General features: G+C 74.0%; 16 protein-coding genes. 6 read left to right on the top strand and 10 right to left on the bottom strand.

Translation table 11 applies throughout. From position 1 onward, the window contains the following. Positions 1 to 460: 460 nt before the first annotated feature. Together ACFPCY_RS12560 and ACFPCY_RS12555 are read right to left on the bottom strand one after the other, a co-directional pair. A complete protein-coding gene (locus ACFPCY_RS12560) occupies positions 461 to 1,255 on the bottom strand; it encodes a response regulator (RefSeq protein WP_378254518.1) in 795 nt (264 codons plus the stop codon). Beyond that, complete coding sequence (locus tag ACFPCY_RS12555) at positions 1,252 to 2,490, bottom strand: sensor histidine kinase (RefSeq protein WP_378254516.1); 1,239 nt, start codon at positions 2,488 to 2,490, stop codon at positions 1,252 to 1,254. The genes ACFPCY_RS12560 and ACFPCY_RS12555 overlap by 4 nt, the downstream gene beginning before the upstream one ends. Here ACFPCY_RS12555 and ACFPCY_RS12550 point away from each other — a divergent pair. Beyond that, positions 2,479 to 2,859: a hypothetical protein gene (locus tag ACFPCY_RS12550; protein ID WP_378254514.1), complete on the top strand. Its 381-nt coding sequence runs from the start codon at positions 2,479 to 2,481 to the stop codon at positions 2,857 to 2,859. The genes ACFPCY_RS12555 and ACFPCY_RS12550 overlap by 12 nt on opposite strands. 119 nt (positions 2,860 to 2,978) lie before the next feature. Further along, on the top strand, positions 2,979 to 4,514 hold the full coding sequence (locus ACFPCY_RS12545) for a nitrilase-related carbon-nitrogen hydrolase (protein ID WP_378254513.1): 1,536 nt from the start codon (positions 2,979 to 2,981) through the stop codon (positions 4,512 to 4,514). Here ACFPCY_RS12545 and ACFPCY_RS12540 read toward each other — a convergent pair. Then, positions 4,433 to 5,626 (bottom strand): hypothetical protein, encoded by a 1,194-nt coding sequence (locus ACFPCY_RS12540; protein ID WP_378254511.1) that lies wholly within the window; start codon positions 5,624 to 5,626, stop codon positions 4,433 to 4,435. The genes ACFPCY_RS12545 and ACFPCY_RS12540 overlap by 82 nt on opposite strands. After that, entirely contained in the window at positions 5,610 to 6,713 is a 1,104-nt protein-coding gene (locus ACFPCY_RS12535) for a 3-oxoacyl-ACP synthase III family protein (protein ID WP_378254509.1), read from the bottom strand. The genes ACFPCY_RS12540 and ACFPCY_RS12535 overlap by 17 nt, the downstream gene beginning before the upstream one ends. A gap of 300 nt (positions 6,714 to 7,013) precedes the next feature. Between ACFPCY_RS12535 and ACFPCY_RS12530 the strand changes: the two genes are divergently transcribed. After that, positions 7,014 to 8,819, top strand: coding sequence for a wax ester/triacylglycerol synthase family O-acyltransferase (locus ACFPCY_RS12530; RefSeq protein ID WP_378254507.1), 1,806 nt, complete (start codon positions 7,014 to 7,016; stop codon positions 8,817 to 8,819). Here ACFPCY_RS12530 and ACFPCY_RS12525 read toward each other — a convergent pair. Together ACFPCY_RS12525 and ACFPCY_RS12520 are read right to left on the bottom strand one after the other, a co-directional pair. Continuing rightward, complete coding sequence (locus tag ACFPCY_RS12525; protein ID WP_378254505.1) at positions 8,731 to 10,242, bottom strand: sensor histidine kinase; 1,512 nt, start codon at positions 10,240 to 10,242, stop codon at positions 8,731 to 8,733. The two genes, ACFPCY_RS12530 and ACFPCY_RS12525, sit on opposite strands and share 89 nt — an antisense overlap. Further along, on the bottom strand, positions 10,239 to 10,967 hold the full coding sequence (locus ACFPCY_RS12520) for a response regulator transcription factor (RefSeq protein ID WP_378254504.1): 729 nt from the start codon (positions 10,965 to 10,967) through the stop codon (positions 10,239 to 10,241). The genes ACFPCY_RS12525 and ACFPCY_RS12520 overlap by 4 nt, the downstream gene beginning before the upstream one ends. Before the next feature lie 137 nt (positions 10,968 to 11,104). Here ACFPCY_RS12520 and ACFPCY_RS12515 point away from each other — a divergent pair, with 137 nt between their 5' ends. The 3 genes from ACFPCY_RS12515 (at position 11,105) to ACFPCY_RS12505 (ending at position 14,082) form a co-directional block, all read left to right on the top strand. Continuing rightward, on the top strand, positions 11,105 to 12,532 hold the full coding sequence (locus ACFPCY_RS12515; protein ID WP_378254502.1) for a ferredoxin reductase family protein: 1,428 nt from the start codon (positions 11,105 to 11,107) through the stop codon (positions 12,530 to 12,532). A gap of 262 nt (positions 12,533 to 12,794) precedes the next feature. Next, positions 12,795 to 13,304, top strand: a complete 510-nt coding sequence (locus tag ACFPCY_RS12510) for an FMN-binding protein (protein WP_378254500.1) — start codon at positions 12,795 to 12,797, stop codon at positions 13,302 to 13,304. Beyond that, positions 13,297 to 14,082 (top strand): FAD:protein FMN transferase, encoded by a 786-nt coding sequence (locus tag ACFPCY_RS12505; RefSeq protein WP_378254498.1) that lies wholly within the window; start codon positions 13,297 to 13,299, stop codon positions 14,080 to 14,082. Before ACFPCY_RS12510 ends, ACFPCY_RS12505 begins: the two co-directional genes overlap by 8 nt. Before the next feature lie 574 nt (positions 14,083 to 14,656). On the opposite strand, the gene ACFPCY_RS12500 is transcribed toward ACFPCY_RS12505, so the two are convergent. From ACFPCY_RS12500 to ACFPCY_RS12485, 4 genes are all read right to left on the bottom strand, one after another. Beyond that, on the bottom strand, positions 14,657 to 15,241 hold the full coding sequence (locus ACFPCY_RS12500; protein ID WP_378254496.1) for a hydrolase: 585 nt from the start codon (positions 15,239 to 15,241) through the stop codon (positions 14,657 to 14,659). Between the two features lie 525 nt (positions 15,242 to 15,766). Further along, a complete protein-coding gene (locus tag ACFPCY_RS12495; RefSeq protein ID WP_378254494.1) occupies positions 15,767 to 16,228 on the bottom strand; it encodes a MarR family winged helix-turn-helix transcriptional regulator in 462 nt (153 codons plus the stop codon). A gap of 624 nt (positions 16,229 to 16,852) precedes the next feature. Beyond that, entirely contained in the window at positions 16,853 to 17,758 is a 906-nt protein-coding gene (locus ACFPCY_RS12490; RefSeq protein WP_378254492.1) for a TIGR03854 family LLM class F420-dependent oxidoreductase, read from the bottom strand. Positions 17,759 to 17,822: 64 nt separating this feature from the next. Beyond that, complete coding sequence (locus ACFPCY_RS12485) at positions 17,823 to 18,893, bottom strand: hypothetical protein (RefSeq protein ID WP_378254490.1); 1,071 nt, start codon at positions 18,891 to 18,893, stop codon at positions 17,823 to 17,825. Positions 18,894 to 19,159 lie beyond the last annotated feature (266 nt).

The raw sequence follows: 19,159 nt of genomic DNA, 5'->3' as shown, positions 1-19,159 counted from the left end.
CGCGCCTCCTGGGAAGCCCGTATGTCCTCGTCCGGCCAGCTTTTCCCCAGGCGGCGCCCGCCCCAGCCACCGAGCACCCCCGGTTCAGCCGCCCAGCACCCCGCCTCGCCCGCCCAACAACCCGGCTCAGCCGCCCAGCGCCCTGCCTAGCCTGGCCAACAGCCCCCCTCAACCAACCAGCAGCCCGCCTCGCTCGCCCAGCAGCCCGCCGCCTCGCCCGCTCAGCGCCCCGCCCAACAGCCCGGCTGAGCCGCCCAGCGCCCTGCCTCACCCGCCCAACAGCCCGCCTCAACCTCCCAGCAGCCCGCCTCGCCCGGGGACAGTTCGCCTCGCCCCCCCCCAGCAGTCCGCCTCGGCCGCTCAAACGCCCCACCTCGGCCACCGCGAGCAGCTCGCCTCAGCCACTCGGCAACCCGCCTCGCCAGCCCAACAGCCTGCCTCGCCCGCTCAGCGGGCTGCCTCAGCCGCTCAGCAGCCCGGCTTCGTGGGCGAGGATCGCCGCCTGCACGCGGTTCTCGAGCCCGAGCCGGACGAGGATCCGGTTGACCCGGCTCTTCACGTTCGCCTGCGTCAGATCGAGCTCGGCGGCGATCCGCTGGTTGGAGTAGCCGCGCGCGACCAGCAGCAGCACCTCCAGCTCCCGCTCGGTGAGCAGGTCGAGCCCACTTCGTCCTCCGCGCGCACCGGACGCGCCGAGCACCTCGGAACCGCCCGAACCGTCGGAACCACCCGAACCGTCGGAAGCGCTCGAACGGTCGGAAGCGCCGGAAGCGCCGGAAACAGCGGAGCCGCCGGGCCGGCCGACGGCCGCGGACGGCAGCGCCGTGAACACGCCGATCAGCCGCCGCGTCACGCTCGGCGCGAGCATCGCCTCGCCCGCCGCGACGACTCGGACGGCCTGCGCGAACTCCTCGGCCGGGCTGTTCTTCAGCAGGAACCCCGAGGCTCCGGCGCGCAGCGCGGAGTGCACGTACTCGTCCAGGTCGAACGTGGTGAGGACGAGCACGCGCGGCGGCGGGACTCCGTCGTCCGGCGCGGCGGAGAGGATGCGGCGGGTCGCCTCGACGCCGTTCATGCCGGGCATCCGGACGTCCATGACCACCACGTCCGGACGCAGCCGGGCCGCCGCCTCGACCGCCCCGGCCCCGTCGGCGGCCTCACCGACCACGGTCAGGTCCTCGCGGCGGTCGAGGACGGCCCGCAGCGCGGCCCGCACCATGTCCTGGTCGTCTACGAGCAGCACCCGGATCGTCATCGTCCATCGCCCGGGGCGATCGTGGCGGTCACGCGCCAGCCGCCGGACGCCGTCGGGCCGGTCTCCAGGGTGCCGCCGAAGGCGGCCACTCGTTCGCGCATGCCGACCAGCCCGCGGCCCGATCCCGGCACCGGCCGGTGGTCGTCGCCGGGCGGGCCGTTCTCGACCTCCACGCGAAGCCCGGACGCGTCGCACACCACGGCGACGCGCAGCCCGACCGCGCCCGCGTGCTTCAGCACGTTCGTGACCGCTTCCCGGACCACCCGGTACGCCGAAGCCTGCACGGCGACCGGCAGCTCGGCCGCCCGCGGATCGATCTCGGCCGTGACGCGGCAGCCCGCCGCCTCGGCCGCCTCGACGAGCCGGCCGAGATGCGCGAGCGACGGCTCCGTCGTGTCGCCGCTCACCACGAGCAGCCCGAGGATGCGGCGCATCTCGACGAGCGCGGTGTCGGCGGTCTCGGCGATGCGCGTGACGCCCCGCAGGCCGAGCCGCGGATCGTCGGCGAGGACGTCCTCGGTCGAGCGCGCCTGGACGGCGATCGCGCTCACGTGATGCGCGACGACGTCGTGGAGCTCGCCCGCGATCCGCGCCCGCTCCGCGACGACGGCCTGCCGCGCGTTGGCCTCCCGCTCGGCGCGCAGCCGCTCGTTCAGTTCGCGCAGCCGTTCGTTCAGCTGGCGCAGGCGGTCGTTCAGTTCGCGCAGGCGGCGCGCGTCCGCGTCGATGCGCCGTCGTCCGCAGCCGAGCAGGAGCGCGACGGCGAAGTACGCGGCGAACGTGAGGGCGGAATCGGGGTTCAGGGAGTCGGCGCGCGGCATCGCGGCCCGCCCGGCCAGCGCCTCGGCCGCGGACGCGACGGCCAGCGCCAGCGCGGTCGCGGCGAGCCCCTCGCGGACGGGCCGGTACCGCGCGACCGCGTACACGCCGAAGACCAGGAAGTACGGCCCGGGAGTCTTGCCGGGGACCGGGTCCACGGCCTCGAACAGGACGAACAGGGCGGTCATCACCGCGAGGACGGTCTTCGGCCACCGCCGCCGCCACAGCAGCGGGACGGTCTGCGCCGCCCACAGCAGGACGCCCGCCGCGGACGGCGTGGGCTGCCTCCCCAGCAGCGTCACCGCGTCCAGGACACTGAGCCCGCCACCGAGCGCGACGTCGGTCAGCCACGGCCGTCCAGCGAGCCGAAGACGGGCGCCGCGCAGGCCCCCGCGCCGCAATCGGTGGTCGCGCAAGTTCCCGCGCCGCAGACCAGGGCCGCGCGCAACGGCGCGTTCGAGACGGGTGCCGCGCTGAACCCCACGCCGCAGTCGGGCTCCGCGCAAGACGCCGCGCCGCGGATAAGGGCCGCGCGCAAAGGCGGGCCGAAGACCGGTGCCGCGCTGGTCGGCGCGCCGAAGATCGGTGCCGTGCTGAACCCCGCGCCGCAGGCCAGGGCCGCGCTGGACGCTGCGTCGGAGGCGGGTGCCGCGCGCAGCGGCGTTCCGGAGGCGGGTGCCGCGCGCGACGGCGTGCCGGAGGCGGGTGCCGCGCTGGAGGGCGCGTCGGAGGCGGGTGCCGTGCTGGACGGGGCGGGCGTCGGTGCTCATCGCCGCCCACCCTAGGACGCCTCCGACCTGCGGCGCATCGTCCGCGCGGCGCATCGAAGGTTGCGCGGGCCTTCGCGGAGTTCGTCATCTCGGAGGACGCGCGGTGAGGGGGCGCCTACCTAGCGTCGATGGTCATGAAGAGAACCGCAATTTTCCTCGCCGGAACCGCGCTGCTGCTGCTCGCGGTCGGCGGTCGCTGGGACGTCGCCGCGGCCGCCTGGGTCTTCCCCGTCCTGCTCCTCCGCTTCTCCCGGACCGGACGCGCCTGGTCGGCCGTCGCCGGGATCTGGGCGGCGAACGTCGCGGCCGCCCTGTTCTGGACGTGGGAGTCGAAGATCGGAGGCGGTCCGGTCGTGATGATCGGCGCGGTCGCGATCGGCGCGCTGCGCACCGTCCCCTATGTCCTGGACCGCTGGCTGTCGCGGCGCCTGCCCGTCTGGGCGGCACTCCTCGTCTTCCCGGCAGGCGTCGCCGCGTCCGAGTTCGTGCTGACGCTGGTCACGCCGTTCGGCACGGCGTTCGGCGTCCTCGCCGTCACCCAGTACGGCGAGCTGCCGCTGCTCCAGGTCGCCGCCGTCACCGGCTCGTACGGCATCGGGTTCCTGATCGCGTGGTTCGCGAGCACGGCGAACCACGCCTGGGCCGACCGGACGCGGCGTGCGGCGCGTCCGAGCGCGGTGTTCGCGGGTGTCCTGCTGGCGGTCGTCGCGGTCGGCGGCGTGCGGCTGGCGTTCTTCTCGTCCGCCCAGCACACCGTGCGGATCGCCGGGGTCGGCCCGCGCGCGGAGGTCCGCGAAGCCCAGCGCGCGGCGCTGAGCCGCATCCCGGGCGGACGGCGCGACATCGCCGCCGCGCCCGCCGGGGCCGTCCGGCCCGCGATGCGCGCGGTCGAGGACGACCTGCTCGCGAGCACCCGCCGCGAGGCCGCCGCCGGGGCGAAGATCGTCGTCTGGCCGGAGAGCGCCGTGGCCACCCGCGAGGCCGACGAGCGCGCGACGATCGACGCGGCCCGCGCCGAGGCCCGCCGCGACGGCGTCTACCTGGAGATCGGCGTGAGCGTGTACAGCACGACCGGGCCGTCCTACGGCAAGGACGAGGCGCTGCTCATCGACCCGACCGGGACCGTCCTGTGGACCTACCAGAAGGCGCACCCGATCCCCGGCTCCGAGCCGTTCAAGCCGGGTGACGGCCGCGTCCCGGTCGTGTCCACGCCGTACGGACGGCTCGCCAACGTCATCTGCTACGACGCCGACTTCCCCGCGATGATGCGGATCCGCGCCGACATCGTCCTCGTCCCGTCGCACGACTGGCGCGAGTACGGCGACGCGCACACCCGCAAGGCGTCCCTGCGCGCGATCGAGGGCGGCTACGCGCTGTTCCGCCAGGACGGCGCCGGCGTGACCAGCGCGTTCGACCGCCAGGGACGGGTGCTCGCGAGCACCGACACCTTCGCCGCCGGCGAGGAGACCACGGTCGCCTACGTCCCGACGCGCGGCGGCACGACCGTCTACGACGTCATCGGCGACACGTTCGCGTGGCTCTGCCTCGGCGCGGTCGGCGCCCTGACCGCCTACGGCGTCGTCCGGCGTCACCGCGCCCCGGGGGCTCCTTCCAGCAGCGCGGCCCCGGCGACCAGCCCGGCCCCGGCCGAGAGCAGCAGCGTCCGCTGAGCGGGCGGACGGTCCCGCGCCGCGTCCAGGCAGACCAGCAGCCCGGCGGTGTGCGCGCGTGCGCCGCCCGGCGGCCGGACCACGACCCCTGCCGGGACGGCCAGCAGTCCCGGCAGCGCGTCGAGGAACCCCGGTTCGAGCAGGCCCGGGATGACCAGGTCCAGATCGTCCGGGCGGAGACCGGCGCGGTCCAGCAGCCGCGCCGCCGCCTTGGCCGCCAGCGCCGCCGCGCGCTCCCCGAACTCCGGCCGCCGCTCGATCCGCAACCGGTTACTCCCGCGCCCGCGCCCGCCGCGCCCGATCCCCAGCCCGTCAAGGCCGCGCCCGCCCCTCACCCGGTCACGACCGCGCCCGCCCCTCACCCGGTTAAAGCCGCGCTCGCCCTCCAGCCCGTCACGGCCGCGCTCGCTTTCCAGCCCGTCCCGGCCGCGCTCGGCCCCCAGCCCGTCACGGCCGCGCTCACCTTCCGGCCGGTCACGGCCGCGCTCGGCCCCCAACCCGGCACGGCCGCTCCCGCCCTCCAGCCCGTCACGGCCGCGCTCGGCCCGCAGGCGGCTGCGGCCGTTCCCGCCGCGGAAGCGGTCGCGGTCGTCGTCGAGCCCGACCGTGGCGTGGAACAGCTCCTCGTCGGGCTCGGCCTCCCAGGCGAACCCCGCCAGCCCGCCCGGACCGTCGCGGCCCGCGACCACGGCCGCCGCTCCCCAGGGCGGGAAGGGGAAGCCCGGCGCGAGGCCGTGCCCCGGGTCGGCGTCGGACGCGACCACCAGCGCGCGCCGGATAGTCCCGGACCGCAGGAAGCCGTCCGCGATCTGGAGCGAGGTCAGCACGCCGCAGGAGCCGTTCGCGACGTCGAAGGAGAACGTGCCGTGCGCGCCCGGCCGCGGATCCTCCGGGTGCGCGCCCACGCCCTCCTGGATCAGGGCCGCCAGCGCGGGCTCGCCCAGGTTGCGGTCCCGGTACAGACCGGCGTTGAGCAGCAGGTCCACGCCGTCCGCGCCGATCCCGGCCGCGCCGAGCGCGTCCCGCGCCGCCCGCTCGGCGAGCCGCCGCGCGGACCCGCGGCGGGGCAGGCGCCCGCGCACGGCGGCGACGCCCTCAATCGTGGTCGCCATGGCCCTCGACCAGCCTCTCGTCGACGGTGAACAGGACGATGCCGATCTCCAGCCCGGAGGCGAGGGCGACCAGCGCCACCCGGTCCCCCGGCCGGATCCGGCCCGCCCGGATCTCCTCCACGAGCGCCACCGTGTGCGTCGTGGAGGCGGTGTTGCCGTAGCGGTCCACGGTGACCACGGCGGGATTGCGCGGGGCCCCGCCGAGCTCCCGGGTCGCCTCGGCCATGCCCTTGCGGATCGCCCGCGCGGACGTCTGGTGCGGGATGACGTGGTCGATCTCGCCGATCTCGATCCCGACCGCGTCCAGCGCCTCGCGCAGCAGCGCGGGCGTGTCGGCGACCGCGACCCGGTGGATGCCGCGCGCGTCGGTGAACATCCGCGCGCCCGGCGCGTGCCGGCTCGGGTAGGCCAGGCACATGCGGCTGTGCCGGGCGATCGTGGTGAACGCCGCGAACTCGATCCCCGGCGCGTCCTTCGGCGCGCGCTCCAGCACGATCGCCGCGCCCGCGTCGCCGAGCGTGAGCGACGCCAGCTCCCTGCTGAACACCGACCGGACGTGCCGGGCCGCGTTCACCGCGAGCGGTGAGATGTCCTCACCGCCGACGACCATCCCGCACGAGATCTCCCCGCGCATGATCCGGTCCGCGACGACGAACACGCCGGTCAGCATCCCGGCGCACGCGTTGGACAGGTCGAAGGCCAGCGCCCCGGACGCGCCGATCCGCCGCGCCACCGCGAGCGCCTGCGGCGGCTCCAGCCACTGCGTGAGCCCCTCGCGGTACTTGGTGATGCCGCAGCTCAGCAGCGCCTCCACCGCCTCCGGCCGGTGCCGGGAGCGGCTGAGCGCGTCCTCGGCCGCGGACACCGCGAGGCTCAGCGAGGTGTGCTCGGCGCCCGCGACCCGGCGCTCCCGGATCCCGGTCAGCCGCTCCAGGTCGATGCGGGCGTGCCGGTGCCGCAGCGTGCCCATCAGCTCCCCGGTGCCGAGCCGCGTCGCCGGGAGGCACCGTCCGACGCTCTCGAACCGCACCCCGTAGGGCGTGCGCCGCGGGTCCCCACCGCCCTCGGTCGTCATCCAGGCCGTCATCCCGTCCTCACCTCGCTTCACCGCGCCCCTCTCCAGCCTTGACCGGTCCGGGCTCCGCGCGCAGGGACCAAGGCCCCCGCATACCGGGCCGTACGCCGGTGGACGGCCGGGCCGGACGGGAGTGGACTCGACCGAAGACGTCCGGGCGACGGCGACCCGGCCCGCGCCCAGGGAGTGAGCCACCCGATGAACGCCATGGCAGGGACCGAGCGAGGGACCCAGCAAGCGACTCAGCGAGAGACGCAGCGAGGGACGCGGCGAGGGACGCGGCGAGGGACGCGGCGAGGGACGCTCCGCCGGATGAACGCGCTCGACACCGGCATGTTCTTCGCCGAGAACGACACGACCCCGCTGCAGATCGCGGCGGTGCTGGTCTTCGAGGGACCGCCGCCGCCCTATCCGGAGGTGTTGCGCGAGATCCGGGCGCGGCTGGCCCGCGAGCCCCGCTACCGGCAGCGGGTCCGGACCGTCCCGCTCAACCTGGCCCGGCCGGTGTGGGACGACGACCCGCGGTTCCGGCTCGACTACCACGTCCGGCACACCGCGCTGCCGCCGCCCGGCGGGGACGCCGAGTTCCGCGAGCTGGTGTCGCGGGTGCTCGCCGGGCCCATCGACCTCGACCGCGCGCCCTGGGAGCAGTGGATCGTGGAGGGCCTGGCGGGCGGCCGCTGGGCGCTGGTCTCCAAGGTCCACCACTGCGTCGTGGACGGCGTCGCCGGGACCGACCTGCTCATGCTGCTGCTCGACGCGTCCCCCGACTGGCGTCCGGCCGAGGACCGGTCCTGGCCGCCCGCGCGGCCCGCGTCCACCCTGTCGCTGCTGGGACGGAGCGTCCTGGAGCGGCTGGACGACACGGCCCGGCGAGCGGTCCGGCCGCCCGTCCGGGAGACGGCGCGGGTCGCGCTCGGCGCCCTGCGGACCGTCCGCGGCCTGCCGCGCTACGCCGTCCGCTGGACGCGGTCGTCCACGCCGTCGCTGAACGGTCCGACCACCTGGCACCGCCGCTGGGCCTGGACCCGTGTGGACATCGACGACGTGCGGCGGGTGCGCGGCGCCTTCGGCGGGACGCTGAACGACGTGGTGCTCACGGCGGTCGCGGCCGGGTTCCGCGACCTGCTGCTCTCCCGCGACGCGCTCCCGGACGGCGCGGTCGTGCACACCATGGTCCCCGTCTCGACGCGCCCGCCGGACGTGTCCGGCGAACTGGACAACCGCGTCTCGGCGGTGATGGTGAACCTCCCCTGCGGGGAGCCGGACCCGCTGCGGCGGCTCGTGCTCGTCCGCGAGCAGATGGACGAGCTGAAGCACGACCACCAGGAGACCGGCCCCGCCGCGCTCCTCACCGCCCTCGGCCTCGCGCCGGGCGTCCTCGCGACCATGGCGCACACGCTGCTGCGGCTGCGCCAGCCGGTGCTCCAGACGATCGTCACCAACGTCCCCGGCCCGCCGATCCCGCTGTACATGATGGGCCGCCGCGCGATCGCGATCTACCCGTACGTCCCGATCGCCGCGGGCCTGCGCGTCTCGGTCGGCGTCCTGTCCTACGACGGCGCGCTGCACGTCGGCCTGACCGGCGACTTCGACGCCATGACCGACCTCGGCACGCTGGCGGACGCCGTCCGGCGCGGCTTCGCCGACCTGGCCGCCCTCGCGACAGCCCGCGATCCGAACGCCGGAGCGCACCCCGCCCCGAAGCAATCCCCCTCGGCACGATCCGCGTCGGCACGGTCCAAGGCAGCGCGGTCCAAACCAGCGCTGTCCAAACCAGCGCTGTCCAAACCAGCGCGATCCGAGACGGCGCGGCACGAGACGGCACGCTCTGAGATGGCGCGGCCCGAGACGACACCGTCCGAGGCGGCGCGGCGCAAGGCGGCGCGGCCCGAGACGGCACGATCCGAGGCGGTGCGGGCCGAGGCGGGGGTGTCTCGGAAGGCCGGTGCGAAGGCGAATCGGAAGTCGGTGGCGACGAAGGGAGCGAAAGAGGCGCCGAGACCGAAGGCGAAGGCGGGCCCGAAGGCTAAGCCGGACCCGAAGGCGAAGGCTGATCTCGGGGAACGCCCTCCGGGTGGACGGGACGGTCCGGGGGCGGGCCGGCGGGGAGGGTGACGCGGAAGGTCGTCCGGCCCGGGGCGGAGTCGAGGCCGGCGCGTCCGCCGTGCGCGGCGGCGACGCCGGCGACGATCGCCAGGCCGAGGCCCGTGCCGCCGGACGCGCGGGACCGCCCCCGGTCCCCCCGGACGAACCGGTCGAACACCTCGGCGCGCAGCTCCGCCGGGACACCCGGCCCGTCGTCCTCGACCTCCAGGACGGCGCCGTCCCCGGACGGCTCGATCCGCACGGTCACGCGCGTCCCCGGCGGGGTGTGCGTGCGCGCGTTGGCGAGCAGGTTCGCCAGCATCTGGTGCAGCCGGTGCTCGTCGCCGCGGACGGTCACCGGCTCCTCGGGCAGCTCCATCGTCCAGCGCTGGTCCGGGCCCGCCGCGCGGGCGTCGGCGACCGCGTCCAGCACCATGCGGGTCAGGTCCACCGGCTCGTCGGCGAGCGGACGGCCCGTGTCGAGCCGGGCGAGGAGCAGCAGGTCCTCCACCAGGTCGCCCATCCGCACCGACTCGGCCTGGATGCGGCCGAGCGCGTGCCGGACGTCGTCCGGTACCCCGTCCGGCCGCCGCAGCGCCAGCTCGGCGTGCCCGCGGATCGTCGCGACCGGGGTGCGCAGCTCGTGGCTCGCGTCGGCGGCGAAGCTGCGCAGCCGCTCCTCGCTGGCGTGCCGGCGGGCGAGGGCGTCCGCGACGTGCCCGAGCATCCGGTTGAACGCCGCGCCGACGCGTCCGACCTCGGTGCGGGGATCGGCGTCCGGGACGCGCTCGGGCAGCGCCACCTCGCCGCTCGCGAGCGGCAGCTCGGCGACCCGCGAGGCCGTCGCCGCGACCCGCCGCAGCGGGCGCAGCGTCAGCCGCACCCAGCCGGCGGCGGCGACCGCCGCGAGGACGAGCACCGCGCCGAACACGGCCGCCTCGACCATCTCCAGCCGCCGCGTCGTCTCCTCCACCGACCGCAGCGGCAGCCCGGTCACCAGCACGTCCCCGTCGTCGCCGGGGTAGGCCGCGACCCGGTAGGCGCGCAGCGCCGACAGCCGGACGGTGTGCGGCCGCCGGTCGGCGGGCAGCCGGGAAAGGGCGCGCGCGTCGTCCTCGGTGACCGGGATGCCCACGAGCGTCCGGTCCCGGACGATGCCCGCCCCGGTCAGCCGGCCGTCCAGGAGCCGGGCGGCGAACGCCTTGGGCGGGACGCCGCGGGTGTCCGGATTCCGGTTGTCGGCGTCCGGTTCGCGCTCGTGCTCCAGCCCGACGGCCAGGTGCGGGCCGAGGGCGGAGATCTGCTGGTCGACCCGTCCGACCAGGAAGCCGTGCAGGGCGGTGACCGTCGCGATCCCGACCGCGAGGCAGCAGAACGCGAGCAGCGCGACCAGCCCGAGCGTGAGCCGGGCCCGCAGCGTCCGCGGGAGGAGCCGGCGGATCGCGGACGTCACCGGGCCTCCGGTTTCAGCACGTACCCGACGCCGCGCACGGTGTGGATCATCGGCGTGCGGCCCGCGTCGATCTTCTTGCGCAGGTAGCTCACGTACAGCTCGACGACGTGCGCCCGGCCGCCGAAGTCGTAGCTCCACACCCGGTCGAGGATCTGCTCCTTGCTCAGCACGCGGCGCGGGTTGCGCATCAGGAACCGCAGCAGCTCGAACTCGGTCGGGGTCAGCTCGACCGGGTCGCCGTCCCGCGTGACCTCCCGGGCGTCCTCGTCCATGCTGAGCCCGCCGACCGTGAGCAGCGCCGACGAGGCGGCCCGGCGGGTGAGCCCGGCCCGGCGCAGCAGCCCGCGCAGCCGCGCGAGCACCTCCTCCAGGCTGAACGGCTTGGTCACGTAGTCGTCCCCGCCGGCCGTGATCCCGGCCACCCGGTCCTCCACGGCGTCCCGCGCGGTGAGGAACAGCACGCACACCTCCGGCGCCGCCGCCCGCAGCTCCCGCAGGACGCTCAGCCCGTCGATGTCGGGGAGCATGATGTCCAGGACCACGGCGTCCGGCCGGAACTCGCGCGCGGCGGCGATCGCCCCGGCCCCGTCCGCCGCCGTCCGGACCTCCCAGCCCTCCTGGGCCAGCACGCGCCCGAGCACGTCGGTGAGGTCGGGCTCGTCGTCCACCACCAGCACCCGGACGGCCGACCCGTCGGCGTGCCTCAGCCCTCGAACATCATCCATGGTCCCCCCAGTCTCGCCCCCGTTCCTCTGCGTTCCCTCTGAATCTCCTCAGAACACCGGGCGGGAGGAGTGGTCAGAGCGTCCTCAGAAGTTGGGGTGGTTATGTGACGGGACGCCGATCGAAAGGGGGGGTCTCGATGACGGCGGTACGTTCCGGAGGTGTCGTGCCGGACGCGCGGCACGGCCATGCCGGGCCGCGACGGACCGGTGCTCGGCGCGGCGGTGCGCCGCGCGGTCGGGTGCAACGCGGCGGTGCGGGGCGCGGCGGGGCGCGGGCCGAAGTGGTGCTCGGGCTGATCTACGCCGGCGGGCTCGCCGTGCTCGCCCTGTGGTGGCACGGGACGTCCTCGGTGGTGGGGACGGCGGGGTGGCTGACCGACGCGGCCCGGATCACCGGGCTGCTCGCGGCCTACGGGTGCGCGGTCATGCTCGCGCTGATGGCACGGGTCCCGGCGCTGGAGGGGGGCGTCGGGACCGACCGGCTCGCGCGGTGGCACGCGGCGGGCGGACGCTACACGGTGTGCCTGGCGCTGGCGCACGTCCTGCTGGTGATCTGGGGGTACGCCCTCACGTCCCGGACGGACGTGGTCCACCAGACCGGCACGCTGGTCTTCCACTATCCGGAGATGCTCAAGGCCACGCTCGGCACGCTGCTGCTGTTCGCCGTCGGGATCGCGTCGATGCGGGCGGCGCGGCGCAGGCTCCGGTACGAGGTCTGGCACCTGATCCACCTGGGCACCTACCTGTCGATCTTCCTGGTGTTCTTCCACCAGGTCGCGAACGGGGCCCAGTTCGTGGGTCAGCCGCTGGCCGAGGCGTTCTGGTACGCGCTGTTCGTCGGCGTCTCGCTGGTGCTGGCCTGGTACCGGTTCGTCCTGCCGGTGGCGCGCAACCTGCGGCACCGGATGCGGGTGGCCGACGTCCGCTTCGAGACGCCCGGCGTGGTGTCGGTGTACGTCACCGGGCACCGGCTGGACGGCCTGCGCGCGGAGCCGGGCCAGTTCTTCCGCTGGCGGTTCCTCATGCCGGGCATGTGGTGGGCGGCGAACCCGTACTCGCTGTCGGCCCCCGCCCGGGACGGGATGCTGCGGATCACCGTCAAGGCGGCCGGCGACCACAGCCGCGGCCTGGCCCGGCTGCGGCCCGGCACCCGGGTCTGGGCCGAGGGCCCGTACGGCGCGCTCACCGAGGCCAGGCGGTCGCAGCGGCGCGTCCTGCTGCTCGCGGGCGGAGTCGGGATCACACCGCTGCGGACGCTGTTCGAGACGATGGCGGGCGACATCACCCTCATCTACCTCGCCCGGACGCCGAAGGACCTCGCCCTGCGCGGCGAGCTGGAGGCCATCGCGGCCCGCGCCGACCGCCGGGTGCTCTGCTTCGTGGACGACCCGTCCGAGTACTCGATGCCGCTCACCGGCGAGGCCCTGCGCGCGGTCGTGCCGGACGTCGCCGAGCGGGACGTGTACCTGTGCGGCCCGCCCGGCATGGCGGACGCGGCGCACCGGGCGCTGCGCGAGGCGGGCGTCCCGGCCCGGCGCGTCCACCACGAGTCGTTCGAGTTCTGACCCGCGCGGGCCGCCTGCCCGGAGAACGCTGAGCCGCGACCCTGCGAAGTCCCGAACAGCCGAGCAGCCAAGACCGCGCGAACCGAGTAGCGAGAGCTGAGTACCACGCGAACCGAGCAGCGAGCAGCGAGCAGCCGAGTACTGCACGAACCGAGCAGCGAGCGGACCGAGCAGCAAGCAGACCGAGTAGCGAGCGGCCAAGTCGAAGGTCACTCATCCGATCGGGAAGTCGAACCCGGCAGGGGTTCTGGGAGGAGCGCGCATGATGCGCCGAGCCGTCATCGCCACCAGCGCGACGATCGCCGGGGTGAGCCTGCTGCTGGCGCTGAAACCGCACCACAGCGGCTTGGCGGCGGCGTCCGGGACGACCGGCGGACGGACGGGAAGCGGCGAGTCCGCGACCGCACCGCCGTCATCGAGCGAGTCCGAATCTTCCGGATCACCTGGATCGTCCGGCTCTTCCGGCTCGACGAAGAAGGCGGCGAAGCCGAGCACGAGCGGCACCTTCACCGGCGACGCCGTCGACACCCGGTACGGGCCGGTCCAGGTGCAGGTGACGCTGAAGAGCGGCAAGATCAAGGCCGTCAAGGTGCTCCAGGTCCCGAACGAGAACGGGCGCGACCGCGAGCTGGCGAGCATGGCCGTGCCGCGCCTGACCCGGGAGGCGCTCGCGGCCGGGAACGCGCAGATCGACACCGTTTCGGGGGCGACCTACACCAGCGAGGGCTACATCAACTCGCTGCAGAGCGCGCTGGACAAGGCCCATGCCTGAGGAAGGAGCGAGGCCACCGCGCGAAGTCCGAGTCGTCCGCGTGATGGGGACGGTGTTCTCGTTCGACGTCCGGACACCGATGACGCCGCAGATCCGGCGCGCGCTCGACGAGGCGGAGGACTGGCTGCGGCGCGTGGACGCGGTGTTCTCGACCTACCGTCCGGAGAGCGAGATCAGCCGCCTCGCCGCCGGGACGCTGACGCTCGACCGCTGCGCACCCGAGGTCCACGAAGTCCTGGCGCTGTGCGCGGAGATCGCCGAGGAGAGCGACGGCCGCTTCACCTGGACGCCCGGCGGACGGCTCGACCCGTCCGGGATGGTCAAGGGGTGGGCCGCCGAGGCCGCCTCGGACCTGCTGTTCGCGGCGGGAGCGTCCGACCACTGCGTGAACGCGGGCGGGGACGTCCAGGCGCGCGGTTCGGCGGCCCCGGGACGGCCCTGGCGGATCGGGCTGGCGCACCCGCACCACCCCGGCGACCTCACGGCCGTCGTCACCGGCACGGACGTGGCGGTCGCGACGTCCGGCACGGCCGAGCGCGGCGGCCACATCATCGACCCGCGCACGGGCCGCCCCGCGACGGACCTGGTGTCACTGACCGTCGTCGGCCGCCACCTCACCCGCGTCGACGCCCTCGCCACCGCCGCTTTCGCAATGGGCGAGGACGCCCGCGACTGGATCACCGACCTGCCCGACATCGAAGCGTTCGCCGTAACCCCCGAAGGCCGCGCCTGGCAAACCCCCGGCCTCCCCCTCTGGCTCCCCACCCACCCCGCCTAACCCGCCCGCCCGGCCACGCATCCGACCACACGTCCCTCCGCGCGCCAGCCACACATCCCATCGCCCATCCCTCCGCATGCCCGGCCGCGCCTCCGGCGGTGCTTCCGGCCCCTCGCGCGTCCGCGCCCCCTACCGCGCATCCCTCCGCGCCCGACCACGCTTCCCTGAAAGCGTGCTCGCCCCCCGCCCCTCTCCGCGCGCCCGGCCGCACGTCCCTTCACATGCCCGGCCATGCTCCCGCGCCGTGCGCTCGGCCGGACGTCCGACCGCACGTCCGGCCACACGTCCGGCCACACGTCCGGCCACACGTTTCTTTACATGCCCGGCCGTTCCTCCGGCGGTGCGCCCGGCCCCGTGCGCGTCCGCGTGCCGACGCACATCGCTCCGGACGCCCGACCATGCTTCCCTGCCGCGTGCTCGGCCGGACGTCCGACCGCACGTCCGGCCGTGCCACCGATCGTGCGTCCGGACGTGCTCCCTGCCGCGGGCCCAGGGCCGTGCGTCCGGCGATGTATCCGGTCGGGCCTCCAACCGTGCGTCCGGTCGAGCATCCGGTACGGCGTCTTGGCGTCCGTCAGCGGGTCTTGGCGAGGAGGGCGAGGATCTCGGCGGTGCTGCCGGTCTCACCGAGCCGCGGAAAGATCCTCGCGATGCTGTGCTCGTGGGACTCGACGGTGCGGTCGGCCATCGCGTCGGTCGCGAGCGTGACGTGGTAGCCGTGCTCGTACGCGGCGCGGGCGGTGGACTCGACGCCGATGCTGGTGGCGACGCCGCCGAGCACGATCTGCGTGACTCCCCGGCGACGGAGCTGGATGTCGAGGTCCGTGCCATGGAAAGCGCCCCAGTTGCGCTTTGTGACCCGAACGTCGGACGGCTGCGGGTCCAGTTCGTCGACGATGCGGTCCCAGCCCTCGGGCGGCGTCGTCCCGCCGCGCGATCCGGCTTCGGTGCGGCCGGTCGGCGCGTCCGAGCCGTCCGGGGCGAAGCTGACGTTGACGAGTACGACCGGCAGGCCGTGCGCCCGGAACGCCGCCGCCAGCTCAGCGGAACGAGCGACGACATCCGCTCCGCTGAACGGCACGGTCGGCGTGTTGACGATGCCCTGCTGAAGGTCGATGAGAACCAGCGCAGTGCGCTCGTCCAGCGTGGTGACAGCCATACGTGCACTCCTTAATTACCAAGGCTCATTTACCAAGGCGCGACCTACCGCGCCGATCAAAGCGGACTCACACTTCCTGCCCGCCGAACAAGAAAGGGCCCCAGCCGTCGCGCGAGCCAACCCACCGCGTGGTGATGCAACCCCCACATGACGGCGCACCTCCCACTCGACAGTGCAAGGCCCACAAAGACGCACCCGCCCACGCGACGCTGCACCTCCTGCCGCACAAGAGCGCAACCGCACCACACCGACACACCTGCCGAGCAAGACCACGACAGCCCGTGCAGAGGCAACCACCACACCTGCCCCGCCCCAGTGCGCGACCACCAAGTACGGCTGCAACCGCCGCATCCGCGCACCACCACCGCATCCGTGCACCACCACCGCATCCGCGCACCACCACCGTGCGCATGCACCACCACCGTGCGCATGCACGACGACCGCGCCCCTGCACCGCCACCGCGCCCCTGCACCGCGCGGAGTGCATGTGATGCGGGAGCGTTTCCGGTGCGAAGAACAGATGGGTCAGGACTGGGCTAGGCGGTCCAGGAGAGCGAGGGCTTCCAGGAGCGTGCGCCGTTCGGCTTCGGTGAAGTCCTGCTGGAGCGCGCGTGCCATCCACTCCTCGCGGGCCTGTCTGCTGCCCGCGATGAAGGCGTGCCCGCGGTCGGTGAGCGAGACGAGCTGGCGGCGTCCGTCGTGGGGATCGGCGTCACGCCGGACCACGCCGTGGCCCTCCAGCGCGGCGAGGGTCGCGGCCATCGACTGCGGCCGCACCCCCTCGGCGGCGGCGAGTTCGCTCGCCGTCATCGCCTCGCCCCGGCTGAGCCTGCTCAGCACGGACGTCTGGGACGGTGTGAGCACATGGTCGCCGCCGATCTCGCGCAGCCTGCGCCGCAACCGGCTGAACACCACCCGCACCTCGCGGGCGGCGCGGACGGCCGTCTCCCCCACCTCTTCCTGAGCCTGCTCAGCGGACGTCTCCATGACCCTCAGCGTATATGAACAGGCCAGCCTGTCAAGCTCAACCTGAACAGCTCAGGCTGCCTAATTAGTTCGCCTCTCCCAACACTCGGCGGCGCGACAGGCCTTCAGCTCCATCCGCATGAAACTGAGCGCTACAGATCATGCACGGGGCGGCACGACCCGCCGGCCCGAAGGAACGCCACGATCGAGACCGACGAGACGCGCGTCCGCGACAGCACGCTGCACGACGAGCAGCACCGCTGAAGTCGCCGAGCGCTTCCGAGCTGATCGATCTCGAGGACGAACCAAGGCGCGAACCTACTGGGCAGCTCGCTCGAGCACCCCACATCCGGGCTGGGCAGGGACGCACGAACGAACAGAAGACGCGCAAACGAACGAGGGGCGCACAAGCGAACGGAAACGCACGAGCGAACAGCGAACGCCTAGGCAGACGAGGACGAACATGCGGACGGGAACGCACGGACGCACCGCCGGACGCACGGACGCACCGCCGGACGCACGGACGCACCGCCGGACGCACCGCCGGACGCACGGACGCACCGCGGACGCACAGGCGAACCGGATATGGATTGGGGGCGAGGGCGGCTAGAGGCGGGCGGCGGTGGGACTGGGGCGGATGCGTGGTCAGTTCTGAAGAGGTAGCAACTCTGCCTGGAAGGCGTCGAGGAAGGCTCTGCGTGAGGCGACGGTGCCCGCCGGGCGGACGACGAACTTCGACAGGCCGACGTCCACGAACCTGCGGAGCTGGGCGCGCGCGTCGGCCCAGCCCCAGCACAGGAGCGCCCTCGGGTCGCCGACTTCGGGACGGTCCTCGCGCAGGCGGCTGAGCAGGGCGTCCACGGCGCGCTGGTCGGCGTCCTCAGTGACGACCGTCAGGTAGGTGCCGTAATGATCGTCCTCGATGGAGCGTCCGGCGCGAGCGGCGGCGGCGAGGATCTGCGCCCGGCACGTCCCGGCTTCGACGGGGGTGACGAAGCTGCCGAGCCATCCGTCGCCGAGCCGTCCGACGCGATCCATGCCGACAGGGGCCCGTCCGCTGAGCCACAGGTCCAGCGGCTTGGACGGCAGGGGCGCGACGGACGCCGCGTCCAGCTCGAAGAACTCGCCCCGGTGGGTGACGACCGGCTCGGTGAGCAGCGCCCGCACCACGCGCAGCCCCTCCTCGAAGACCCGCGCCCGGCTGCCGCGCGCGACGGCGTAGACCGGACGGTCGGCGGGCCGCGCCGCGCGGACCCCGAACACGGGCAGCACGCGGCCCGGCGCGAGCGCGGCGAGGCTCGCGAGCTGCGCCGCGACGACGGCGGGATTGCGTCCGGGCAGCACGAGGACGCCGGTGCCGAGCTTGAGCCGTTCGGTGCGTCCGGCGGCGTAGGCCATGCCGATCAGGGGATCGACGGCCTCCGGGGAGGAGACCAGGTCCGAGAGCCAGAACGAGTCGATCCCCCGCGCCTCCAGCTCGGTCACCAGGTCGTCCGGCACGGGGTCGCCGAGGCGTTCGGGCACGGGGCCGACGCCGATACGGATCTTCATACCGCCCATCTGAACCCCGGCTTTGCGCACCGTCAAGATCCGGGACAAATCAGCCCTTCGCCTCCTACGCGATCGGCGTCCGCGGACCGAAGGAGCCGGACATCTCAGACGTCAGCCCCCAATCGGTGACCTGTCCCGTCGCCGCATCGATCACGAGGGTCAGCGCGTGCCCGGTGACCGGCCGCCCGCTCTTGCCCGGCACCGGATGCCGCGGCGCGGTGAAGTTCCCCCGCATCTGGACGACATAGACCGACTCGTCGGAGTTGACCCGGCTGCCGGTGGCCGCCGCGGCCCGCTGCCGGGTCGTCCGCACGTAGGACAGCCCGGACGGAATCCGCTCCCCCGCGTTGGCCGCCGCTGTCCGTCCGATCTGTCCGAGGGCCTGAGCCGCGGCGCTCCGCCCGTTCGGAACGGGCGCGGTCGGCGCCGGTTTCTCCGCTGCGGCACCCAAACGCCGGCACCCTGTATTGGTCCAGAAGTAGCCGCGCTTGGCATACGTGGACCACAAGCCCTTGGAATTCGCCGACCGGTACACATTCGGTGCGACAGCGTGCCAGCCGCCATTCCTGTACTGATAGTTGCTGGACGAGCCGTTGACCGTCGTCCGCGTGGTGGTGACCTCCGCCCCGGTGTCCACGCTGAGCCCGTTCACACCATTGCCACTGGACGTCCCCGCATACGACCGCCCCAGGTAGACGTTCCACTTGGCCCCGCCCGCGTACATGACATTGACGTTCGCGGCCCTGCCGGGGCGCGCCCTGCCGAGGTAGTGCTCGTAGTAACTGTTGTCGGGTCGCTTGTCCGCCCAGTACCAGAGCAATCCTCGATAACCGCCTTGCAGCGTCCCCGACGTCATTCCGATCTCGACCCAGGTGTCGAACGAGACTCTGGGCGTGTTCGTTTTCACCCACATCTCATAATTGGCGAACTGCGCAGCGGTATTGGCCACACTCAGACAGTCCACTTTGAGATCGGCACTGGCCGCCGTCAACCGCGGCCGCGGCGAAGCACTGTCGATCGCATAGCAATGCCCACTCGCAGAACACCCGGCCGCGCCGGCCGCGCCCGCTCCTCCGAGCACGACGCAACCCACCGTCCCCGCGACACCCAGCCACACCCCGACCGCCCGAACCACCCCGACTCCTCTCCGCCGCCGTCCCCGAACGATCTATACCGCGCCCCGCCCCACCCGCACCGCCCCCCTGACCATTCATGGCCATCCGTCCCGCCCTTCTCCCGCCTCCGCCGCCCCGCCGCATGCCGCTCCGCCGCCTCGGCCAGCGCCCGTTAAGCCCGTCCACCCGCACCGAACGCGCACCAACCAGCCCCAGCCGAACAAGTGCCCACCCCAAGAGCCCGATCACACCGCCGACACCTCTTGGACACCAGGTCAATTGCGTC

Source organism: Actinomadura gamaensis (genome assembly GCF_042652125.1).
In the GTDB taxonomy this organism is placed as follows: domain Bacteria; phylum Actinomycetota; class Actinomycetes; order Streptosporangiales; family Streptosporangiaceae; genus Spirillospora; species Spirillospora gamaensis.
Note: the sequence above shows the minus strand (reverse complement) of the source record. Positions and strands in the feature narration are given on the sequence as shown.